At 53.6% G+C, this 10,554-nt stretch carries 5 protein-coding genes and 1 pseudogene; all 6 read left to right on the top strand.

Annotated features, from left to right (window positions below):
- The coding region (gene tssI / locus QMX91_RS24895; protein ID WP_282413530.1) for a type VI secretion system tip protein TssI/VgrG at positions 1-1,790 on the top strand (1,790 nt) is incomplete at its 5' end.
- Positions 1,780-2,517, top strand: coding sequence for a DUF4123 domain-containing protein (locus QMX91_RS24890; RefSeq protein WP_282413529.1), 738 nt, complete (start codon positions 1,780-1,782; stop codon positions 2,515-2,517). The genes tssI and QMX91_RS24890, both read left to right, overlap by 11 nt.
- A complete protein-coding gene (locus QMX91_RS24885; protein ID WP_282413528.1) occupies positions 2,517-7,166 on the top strand; it encodes an RHS repeat-associated core domain-containing protein in 4,650 nt (1,549 codons plus the stop codon). The genes QMX91_RS24890 and QMX91_RS24885 overlap by 1 nt, the downstream gene beginning before the upstream one ends.
- A gap of 1 nt (position 7,167) precedes the next feature.
- Entirely contained in the window at positions 7,168-7,698 is a 531-nt protein-coding gene (locus QMX91_RS24880; RefSeq protein WP_158547269.1) for a CPCC family cysteine-rich protein, read from the top strand.
- A 205-nt stretch (positions 7,699-7,903) separates the two neighbouring features.
- Positions 7,904-10,090: pseudogene (locus QMX91_RS24875) on the top strand (RHS repeat-associated core domain-containing protein); the annotation flags it as partial.
- A 3-nt stretch (positions 10,091-10,093) separates the two neighbouring features.
- The gene (locus tag QMX91_RS24870) at positions 10,094-10,402 is read left to right on the top strand and encodes a hypothetical protein (RefSeq protein ID WP_135296155.1); all 309 of its coding nucleotides are present in this window, start codon (positions 10,094-10,096) and stop codon (positions 10,400-10,402) included.
- Positions 10,403-10,554: the final 152 nt, after the last annotated feature.

Genomic DNA, 10,554 nt, shown 5'->3' with positions numbered 1-10,554 from the left:
GCCTGACGCGCTACTCGGTGACCCTGCGCCCGCAATTGTCGTACCTGGCGCACCGCGTCAACCAACGGATCTTCCAGAACCTCACGGTGCCGAAAATCATCGGCATGGTTCTCGAAGAGCACGGCATCCAGAGCAACGCCTACGAATTCAAGACCGGGTCGATCTATCCCGAACGCATCTACTGCGTGCAATACGATGAATCGGACCTGCATTTCATCCAGCGCCTGTGCGAGGAAGAAGGTATTCACTACCACTTCCAGCACAGCGCCACGGCGCACAAGCTGGTGTTCGGCGATGACCAGACGGTGTTCCCGAAACTCCAGCCTGTGGCCTACCAGCAAGACTCCGGCATGGTCGCCAGCAATCCGGTGATCAAGCGTTTCGACCTGCGCCTGGAAACCCGTACCAGCCGCACCACGCGCCGCGATTACGACTTCGAAAAACCGCGCCTGACCCTGGAAAGCGAAAACCGCGGCGACGCCCTGCCCGACCTCGAAGACTACGACTACCCGGGCCGTTTCATCGACCGCGAGCGCGGCAAACACCTGGCCAAACGCGCCCTCGAACGTCACCGCAGCGACTTCCAGCTCGCCGAAGGCAAGAGTGATCAGCCACTGCTGGTCAGCGGTCATTTCCTTGCCCTGACCGAACACCCGAAGGCCAAGTGGAACGACCTGTGGCTGCTGACCGAAGTCCTGCACGAAGGCAAGCAGCCGCAAGTGCTGGAAGAGTCGGTGACCAGCGACACCACCGCGCTGAAAGACGATTTCCATCAGGGCTATCGCAACCGCTTCCAGGCGACCCCGTGGGACGTGCCGAACCGTCCACCGCTGCGCCACCCGAAACCGCGCATCCTCGGCAGCCAGAGCGCCGTGGTCACCGGCCCCAGAGGTGAAGAGATCCACTGCGACCAGTACGGCCGCGTCAAAGTGCAATTCCACTGGGACCGCGAAGGCCAGGCCGACGACAAGACCAGCTGCTGGCTGCGTGTCTCCAGCGCTTGGGCCGGCGCCCAGTACGGCGGCATCGCCATCCCGCGTATCGGCATGGAAGTGCTGGTCACCTTCCTTGAAGGCGACCCCGATCAACCGCTGATCAGCGGCTGCCTGTACCACAAGGAAAACACCGTCCCGTATGAGCTGCCGGCAAACAAGACCCGTAGCACCTTCAAGACCCTGAGCTCGATGGGGGGCGGCGGTTACAACGAACTGCGCATCGAAGACAAAAAAGGTCAGGAGCAGATCTTCCTCCACGCCCAGCGCGACTGGGACGAGAACATCGAGCACGACCAGAAGATCCGCGTCGGTAACGAACGCCACGACACCGTCGAGCAGAACAGCTACACGGAATTCAAGGCCGAAGAACACCACACCGTCTACGCCGACCGCAAAGTCGAAGCCCGCGCCAACGACCACCTGACCGTGGGCGTGAACCAGCACATCAAGATCGGCACCGGCCAGTTCATCGACGCCGGCCAGGAAATCCACCTCAGCAGCGGCATGAAAGTCGTGCTCGAAGCCGGCGCCGAACTGACCCTGGTCGGCGGCGGCAGCTTCATCAAGATCGACGCCGGCGGCGTGACCATGAGCGGCCCGACGATCAACATCAACTCCGGCGGCAGCCCCGGCAGCGACACTCCCGCCGCCCCGCTGATGCCCGGCGTGCTGAAACAGGCCGACGCCGACAAGGCCGGCCAGGTCCTGACCCCGGCCCAGATCAACACCCTCAAACGCAACGCGCCGTTCTGCGAAGAATGCGAAAAATGCAAGGCAGGTGCCTGTGCCATCTGATCGACTGACACCCAAGGACTGGCTGGCACAACAGCCGTTGCAGACTGGCGAGCGCCTGTATCTGGTCATCAGTGCGGCGAGTGATGCCGACGCGCTGAAAACCCTGTACCTGACCGAACCCACCGCCCAGCTCCTGCCGATCTGGGGCGGCACGCCCTACTCCACCTGGCAACCGGTGATGCCCTACGTCACCGAACTCAAACCGAACTCGGCATTCCTGCCGTGGATCGCCGAAACCGACGCCCTCGACTGGGGCTGGCTGGCCGTCTCACGCGCCGAACCGAACGACGTGTTCGAGCACCTGCGCAGCCTGACACAGGTGAAGATGCCGGACGGGACCGAGGTGTTTTTCCGCTTCTGGGATGGGCGGCATATCTACCCGATTCTAAAGGGGCTTGGGGAGAAGGCTGGGGAAGTAATGCCGATGTTTGAGCGGTATCTGATTAATGGGCAGACGCTGGAGGTTGGGACACGGGTGTTGCCGAAGGTGAAGGATTGGCCGTGGTGGGAGGTGCCGAAGGATTTGCTGGATGGCTTAGCCAAGGACAACCCGACGACACTGATCAGCAACCTTATGCAGTGGCTGGAAGAAGACCGCCCGGACATTTACAACGCTTGGCCTGAGAACAACCTGAAGCTGAAAGTCAGCCGTTTCGTGCGCCGCCCGGATGCGCCGAAAAACCTTAAAGAAGCACTGTTAAACCACCTGATTCTGGAGCAAGGCTGATGGATCGCGTTGCCTTTGTTGATAAACAACTCTCTACCTTCCCGGACAGTTTGAAGGACTACCGAGAGCTGACTGAAAGCAAATATGCGGAATGGCTGGACAAGGGGCCTCAATTTCTCGATAGACCAGCATTTTTTGGGTTGAGCAGATCCATCAAGCTCGGGAGCGCGAACGCTACTGTCAGTGTGAAAGACGATGAGTTCGAATCCACGGTTGCACAGTGCCCCAAGGATGGCAGACTGCTGATCGAAAGTAAGTTTGTCTCCGTCAACGACATTCCCGTTGGCAATATAACGGTCGAGGTCACTCCCAAAGAAGGCGGCACAGCAACTTCTATCACTCTCGATGCTGAAGGAAAAGGTGTTTACAAGGGCGTACCAGGAAAAAAATACTTCGTTCGGGTACAAAGCTCAGTAACAAAAAATCAGCTAAATCAGCTATTTAGCTCCTACGACGGGTTCGCCGCACAGTTAAAAGACTGGCTCGACTTAGAATGGAGAAAATACAGACCACTTTGGCCGAAGGAAACACTTGCCTCTCCCTACCTCGCCCAAATGAAGGGAACGCTCATTGGAAGTTGGGAGGCGATCAAGGCAGCATTTGACGGCATTAAGCGAATCTTTGAGATCCTGAAGGACCCGAAACAATTCGCAAAGGAATTGGGAGAAAGTGCGAGCGATTTGTTGAGACTAGCGAAAGAAACACCAGCGATGATGGAAAAGCTGATGTTGCTAGCCAGCGACCAAGCGGCACTTTTTCTTATTCTGAAGGCGTCAGGAATCTGGCTACTACAACTCCCTCCCAGCGTAATATCCGGAAAAACCGCAGAACAAATATCCAACGCCATCGTAACTATTTTAATAGATATTCTTCTGGCGATCGTTCTCACGTTTGCTGCAGAGGGCTCAGGTATTGCCTACCTCGGCGTGCGCCTGGTTAACTACGGCGCAAGAGTTATCGAAGCTGTCTCTGGGTTTGTAAAATCCATATTCAGTATTGTTAAAAAGTTCATGGAAGCGATCGAGCACTACAAAAAACTCGCTACAAGGGCGATCGCTGGGACTTTTGAAAAGGGCAAGGTCAAACTTGGCTGGGACCGACAAGACCATGCAAAAGTTGGCAGTTCAGAGCATGTTGATGACAAATCAAAACAGTCAACCAACCACGACGATAAAAACGTCGCCTGCACCAGGGAAACTTGTGTTAACGGCTGCCCAGTATCGATGGTTACAGGGGAGGAACTGCTAACGCTTACTGACGGCCAGTTAAATGGACTGTTTCCATTCGAATGGACCCGCCTATATCGTACTAGCGCAGCAGAAGTAGACTGTGGACTAGGCTACGGGTGGAGTCACGCTCTTGCGCAGCGAGTCCAAGTGAATGACGACGGGATTGTCTGGACAGATCATGAAAATCGCATCACCAACTTTCCGCTTCCTAGCGAACAACGGTCAGCAATAACCAATAGCCTAGCAAAAGCGGCTATCTTTATTGGTGATGATCCATCTGAACTCATTCTGACCCAGGCAGGCGAGCGCCCGCTGTTCTATCACTTCAGGTACAACAGCGAAGGCGCAACACTTATTGCAATTACTGACCGGTATCGTAATCGGCTTCATATTACTCGCGATATTCATGGACGAATCAAACGTGTAGATAACGGTGCGGGACGAGCATTATTAATTCGCTATAATCGCAAGCATATTGTATCTGTCGATTATCAGCAGTTCATCCCTGCAGACAACCTGGAAGATGCTTGGGCCACCATTCAAACACTTGTCACTTATCGATACGACGAGCACAGTCGCCTCGTGGAAGCGAAAAACGCCGCGGGTGAAAGTGAGCTTTATTCCTATAACCACCAAAACGTAATTCTCGAAAGGCAACTAGCTGGTGGTGCGAGCTTCTTCTGGGAATGGGAGAACGAAGGAAAATCCTCTCGATGCATCCATCATTGGGCAAACTTTACACAGATGGATGCCCGCTATACTTGGGACGATAATGGAAGCGTCACTGTTACTAACGCTGATGGCAGTGAGGAAATCTACACTCATGACGATCACGCCAGACTCATCAGCAAAGTCGAACCGGGTGGAGCGGAACACAGCAACATCTACGACGAAAAGGGCCGTCTTGTTGCCGAAAAGAATCCATTAGGCGCAATCACGGAATACCAGTACAACGACGCGGGTCGATTGGAAGCAGTAATTCCGCCAGAGGACACACCTACACTTTACGACTACAAATTCGGCTTTGTGTCCGAAGTTCGTCGTGGCGATGCGATCTGGAAATATATACGAAACAAACAAGGTGATATCACTCAACAAATTGATCCCGACGGTAATTCAACGTATTACTCTTACGATGATCAAGGTCGTCTTTTAGAGATTCTAAACCAGGATGGCAGCCGCCATAGGTTAGGTTGGAACAACCTCGGCGAATTGCTTGAAGAGCAGTTACCGGATGGTGGGAAACGTAAATACCGTTACGATGCACTTGGGCGGCAAATCACTCGCCAAGATGAAACGGGCGCCATTACTCAATACCAATGGGATGCCGTTGACCGTCTGATTCAGGTGATCCTACCCGGTGGCGCCAGCCGTGCCTTCACCTATAACCCGTATGGTCGCGTCACCGCCGAGCGAGACGAACTTGGGCGCATTACCCAGTACGAATATGCTGACAACCTGCATCTTGTCAGTCGTCGCATCAATCCGGACGGCAGCCAACTGCGCTACCGCTACGACAATGCGGGACTGCTGCTTACCGAAATAGAGAACGAGCGCGGCGAGCAATATCACCTCGACTACTACGCCAACGGCCTGATCCAACAGGAAACCGGCTTCGACGGTCGTCGCACTGCCTACGAGTACGACCTCAACAGCCAGTTGGTCAAGAAAACCGAATTCGGCGATGACGGCAGCGAACTCGTTACCGAATACCAGCGCGATGCTTCTGGCCGCCTGTTGGTAAAAATCCTCGCCGATGGCGAAGAGATTCACTACAGCTACGACGGACTGGGTCGTCTGGTAAATGTCGACGACGGCAATTGGCCACTCGCCTACGAATACGATGTGCAAGATCGCCTGATCACTGAACACCAAGGCTGGGGCACCACACGTTACGAATATGACAGCGTCGGCCAACTGAACCACTGCCGCCTGCCCGATGGCAGCAAACTTGACTACCGTCACCTGCCCGGCGGACGTCTGAGCAGCATCGACCTCAATGGCTCTCGCCTGACCGCTCACCAGTTCAGCGCCGGACGCGAACAGCAACGCCAACAAGGTCTGCTGCTCAGCCAATACCAGTACGATGAGCAGGGTCGCTTGCAAGCCCACACAGTCGGCCAGCGAGACAAGAACCTGTTTCAGCGTCGATACAACTACGACGCCAACGGCAATCTCGCCGGTATCGATGACAGCCGCAAAGGCAAGCGCAGCTACCACTACGACCCGCTCGACCGACTCATCAGCGTGCGCGGCGCCACACCGGAAAGCTTCGCCCATGATCCAGCCGGTAACCTGCTGGGTCAAAACAACGAAGGCACAGCGAACCTGGCCAACGTCAAAGGCAACCGCCTGCTGATGCAGGGCGACCGCCATTACGACTACGATGCCTACGGCAACCTGATCCGCGAACGCCGTGGTGCCGGCCAGAAACTCGTCACCGAATACCGCTACGACTGCCAGCACCGCCTCATCGGCGTCAGCCTGCCGAGCGGCAGTACCGCATCCTACAAATACGACGCCTTTGGTCGCCGTATCGAAAAAACCGTCGACGGCCACACTACCGAGTTTCTGTGGCAAGGCGAACGATTGATCGCTGAAAGCGCGGAAAACCGCTACCGCAGCTACATTTACGAACCTGGCAGCTTCCGCCCTCTGGCAATGCTCGACGGCGAAGGTCCACGCAAAGCTACGCCGTTCTACTATCAGCTTGATCACCTCGGCACGCCGCAAGAACTCACAGATTACAGCGGCGAGATCATGTGGTCGGCGAAGTACCGCGCCTACGGTAACCTCGCCGCGCTGGACGTCAGCGAGATTGATAATCCGCTGCGCTTCCAAGGTCAGTACTTCGATGCCGAGACGGGGTTACATTACAACCGGCACCGCTACTACAATCCGGGCACTGGGCGGTTTTTGACGCCGGATCCGATCAAGCTCGCGGGTGGGTTGAACAACTATCAGTACGTGCCTAATCCTACGGGTTGGGTAGATCCGCTTGGTCTGAACACTTGTCCTGGCGGAGATAAATGCATCCCTGGCCAAGGCGCTGAGGCGCCTGAGGACAAAGCCAGAGTAAATCAAGGAGATGCGCAGGTTCCAACGGCGGCCGCATCTGTCAATTGGAAGGGATTTTCTTCTGGGAAGTTGCAACCTCATTATCAAAAGCATGTAATTGATCAAAAAGAATTCGGAAACATAAGCCAAACTGAATACTTAAAACAGGCGAAAGAATTCTCGAAAGAATCAGGAAGCTTTAACGAAACGAATGTCGGAAATTTTGTAATCAAACATGACCCAGCAACTGGAAGAATATTTGTTGGACACTTGAAATCCAGAGAAATTAGAACATTTTATAGAGATGATGGTAGAAGCGCCGACGCCTTCCAATCCGCCATTGAATTGGCTAAGGGTTTATAAAATGACCAAAATTGATCGACACGATGCTATAAAAAAAATCTCAAAGGCAATTTTGATTTTGCTTGACCATGACGAGCGAGAATCTCATCTCCTCGATTGGTGGAGTATTGATGAGAGCAATCCTGAATTCTTCACACTATCAGAGCAACTGCAGAGCCTTATTGCTAGCGGGGACGATCTACCTAGCGACATCGATGATAAAAAATATGACGAACTTATCTTGCTTGCCCTAACATCAAGCTATAAAGGCGTAACAAACGTATTCTTATCAAAAAAATTAAAACAATTGAATATTGGAGAGTACGAGGTATCTGGAGAAATTGAAACTCTGATGCCTTGCCCGTGCTGTAAATACCGCACGCTTTCAGTGCTTGGTAATTATGAAATTTGCGACCTATGCAAATGGGAAGACAATGGAACTAGCAACCTTGACACTTATAGCGGCCCAAACCACATGACTCTTCGGGAAGCAAAAGAATTGTTTGCAAAAAAAACTGAGAAACTTCCTTTGGATAAATGGGTGAAAGAATAACGTTGAGATGAGTCATTCGCGTGTGTGGATAGTCGAAATTGCGACTATGGCGAAGTAATCAGGTCACCGACCTTACAGACGAGACTAAGGGGGACTAAGGGGACAGGTTTATTTTCCGGCTTGCCCCCCTTTTTTGATTCAAAAGGGAGTGAAAATCCCCCTGTTCTAGCCGCTTTTTCAGAAACAGATCCGTCCCCTTTTTCCGGAAGAGCGTCTGCCGGACGGAGGTCAACGGAAGTATCGCTACGACGCACTGGGTCGTCAGATCACTCGTAAGGAAGAATCCGCGCCATCACCCAATACCAACGGAATGCGGCCAACCGCCTAGCACAGCGCAACACGTGCCTTCACCTACAACGCCTATGGCAACGTCACCGCCGAACGTGACGAACTCGGCCGCATCACTCGCTACGAATACGCCGACAACCTGCACCTTGTCAGCCGCCGCATCAATCCGGACGGCAGCCAACTGCGCTATCGCTACGACAACTCGCAACTCAACCTCACCGAGATCGAGAACGAGCGCGGTGAACGCTATCAACTCGACTATTACTCGAACGGCCTGATCCAGCAGGAGACCGGTTTCGACGGTCGCCGCACGGCTTACGAATACGATCTTAATGGCCAGTTGCTGAAGAAAACCGAATTCGGCGATGACGGCAGCGAACTCGTTACCGAATACCAGCGCGATGCTTCTGGCCGCCTGTTGGTAAAAATCCTCGCCGATGGCGAAGAGATTCACTACAGCTACGACGGACTGGGTCGTCTGGTAAATGTCGACGACGGCAATTGGCCACTCGCCTACGAATACGATGTGCAAGATCGCCTGATCACTGAACACCAAGGCTGGGGCACCACACGTTACGAATATGACAGCGTCGGCCAACTGAACCACTGCCGCCTGCCCGATGGCAGCAAACTTGACTACCGTCACCTGCCCGGCGGACGTCTGAGCAGCATCGACCTCAATGGCTCTCGCCTGACCGCTCACCAGTTCAGCGCCGGACGCGAACAGCAACGCCAACAAGGTCTGCTGCTCAGCCAATACCAGTACGATGAGCAGGGTCGCTTGCAAGCCCACACAGTCGGCCAGCGAGACAAGAACCTGTTTCAGCGTCGATACAACTACGACGCCAACGGCAATCTCGCCGGTATCGATGACAGCCGCAAAGGCAAGCGCAGCTACCACTACGACCCGCTCGACCGACTCATCAGCGTGCGCGGCGCCACACCGGAAAGCTTCGCCCATGATCCAGCCGGTAACCTGCTGGGTCAAAACAACGAAGGCACAGCGAACCTGGCCAACGTCAAAGGCAACCGCCTGCTGATGCAGGGCGACCGCCATTACGACTACGATGCCTACGGCAACCTGATCCGCGAACGCCGTGGTGCCGGCCAGAAACTCGTCACCGAATACCGCTACGACTGCCAGCACCGCCTCATCGGCGTCAGCCTGCCGAGCGGCAAAACCGCGTCCTACAAATACGACGCCTTCGGCCGACGCATCGAAAAAACCGTCGAAGGCCAGACAACCGAATTCCTGTGGCAAGGTGAACGACTGATCGCCGAAAGCGCCGAAAACCGCTACCGCAGCTACATCTATGAGCCCGGTAGCTTCCGTCCATTGGCGATGCTCGACGGCGAAGGCCCGCGCAAAGCCACGCCGTTTTACTATCAACTCGATCATCTGGGCACACCGCAGGAACTCACCGACTACAGTGGCGAGATCATGTGGTCGGCGAAGTACCGCGCCTACGGTAACCTCGCTGCGCTGGACGTCAGCGAGATTGATAACCCGCTGCGCTTCCAGGGTCAGTATTTCGATGCCGAGACGGGGTTACATTACAACCGGCACCGCTACTACAATCCGGGGACTGGGCGGTTTTTGACACCGGATCCGATCAAGCTTGCGGGTGGGTTGAACAACTATCAGTACGTGCCTAACCCTACTGGATGGATCGACCCACTGGGATTGAGTTCCGATTGCCCCGGAGGACCAAACTGCAAGCCCGGAAAAATAGAAGATCCCTCACGTAAAGCAAATGTGGATGACGGAGCACCAAAATCTCCAGATGTTCAATGGACCAACCACGGAAATAAGCACGTAGCACCCAAGGCTCCTTGGCCATCTGTTGTAAAGTCAACAGCAAATGGCGGAGCAGCCAAGTATGCACCAGGCACAGACATTGAAGCTTTAGAACGACATGCTTTTGAGCATGGCCAAGAGGTTAACAACGGGAAACCTTGGAAAGTGATCGACATGGGACGAACAATCGGCGCAAACGATGGAAAAGAAACTCGATTCATGAGGGTTGAGCTCAGTGCAAATACAATTCATGGACATCCAATTTCCGAAGATGCATTTAAAAAACTCACGAAAAAGAAGAAATAAAACATGCTTATTACAGAAATAGAAAAACTAGGCGGAACTGTAACATTCGATGATATTTCTCAGCTGGATCAGTCCGCTGATATATCCATCATATTGGATGAACTCAAAGAAGATCTATTTCAAGCCATTCTTCCCTTCCAGCAAATAATTGATATTGGTTGGTATCCGGAGTTTAGTGAACACGGCGCATTCAAAGTATCATTAATCTCAAATTACAACTGGGAAGCGCCCATCCATAGCGAAAAAGCAAAAGACTGGACCGAGCTGAAAAATGCAATCAAAAATACTTTGAAAAAAGTACAAACAGAATAACGAATAGAAATTAACTATTCAAAAACTTAAAAACCCGGCGGTTACAGGAGCTGAGTGCAACACGGTTATTGAATTGAAGCTGGAGCATCATGCCGCATAGCCATAGCTTCCTGCATCACCTCGTCCATAACCTCGATCGGACACTTGAAGTC

It is taken from the genome of Pseudomonas sp. PS01299 (assembly GCF_029960145.1).
Lineage (GTDB): Bacteria > Pseudomonadota > Gammaproteobacteria > Pseudomonadales > Pseudomonadaceae > Aquipseudomonas > Aquipseudomonas putida_A.
Note: the sequence above shows the minus strand (reverse complement) of the source record. Positions and strands in the feature narration are given on the sequence as shown.